The organism is Stenotrophomonas maltophilia group sp. RNC7, assembly GCF_030910085.1.
GTDB classification, from domain to species: domain Bacteria; phylum Pseudomonadota; class Gammaproteobacteria; order Xanthomonadales; family Xanthomonadaceae; genus Stenotrophomonas; species Stenotrophomonas sepilia.
The window spans coordinates 1-575 of sequence record NZ_JAVFVN010000206.1 but is presented as its reverse complement, the minus strand read 5'-3'; the positions used below and the strand labels follow the sequence as shown (position 1 = coordinate 575).

At 52.5% G+C, this 575-nt stretch carries 1 protein-coding gene; it reads right to left on the bottom strand.

Annotated features, from left to right (window positions below):
- Positions 1–192 precede the first annotated feature (192 nt).
- Positions 193–575 (bottom strand): RNA polymerase sigma factor (locus RCF13_RS02865; protein WP_308140825.1); only part of this gene is annotated, 383 nt, incomplete at its 5' end.

Sequence of the window (575 nt, the reverse complement as noted above, 5' to 3'; positions counted from 1 at the left end):
TGTTTTTCTCCTGGCCGTAATCTGCTGCACTCGTGGAAGGCGTCGCTGCATCATGCTCCATGTAAATCGATTTGAATCTTGGAATTTCATGGAGATCTGAACCTGCCTCAGGATAAGAATGCGCGTTCCCGCCAAATTAAGCGAGGCGCCCTGAAGAGCGCCTCGTTGGTTGTCGCTGGGAGGCGGCATTATTCAGCGCCTTCGTTCCAGCCGGCAACGCGCGCGGTTCAGTCTGCTTTTGACGGTGCCAACTGAGCAGTTCATTGCGTTTGCCGCGGCTTCATATGGCAATCCATCAAGGGCAACGTGTTTCAGCGCTTGGCGATAAATATTGGGCAGATCGTCAAGTGCCCGCCCAACATCCTGGAGCTCCATTGCATAGTCCTGCGATGCAGGCGCAGCAATATCATCCCATTCGCTGAGATCAGTTTCTCTGGCAGCCCATTTGAACTTGCTGCAGAATGTGTTCTTCATGATGGTGAAGAGCCATGATTTGAGCGATCCGTAGGGGACATATTTGTCTCGGTTCAAAAGAGCTTTCGTTAGGGTTTCCTGAACGAGGTCCTCCGCATCCG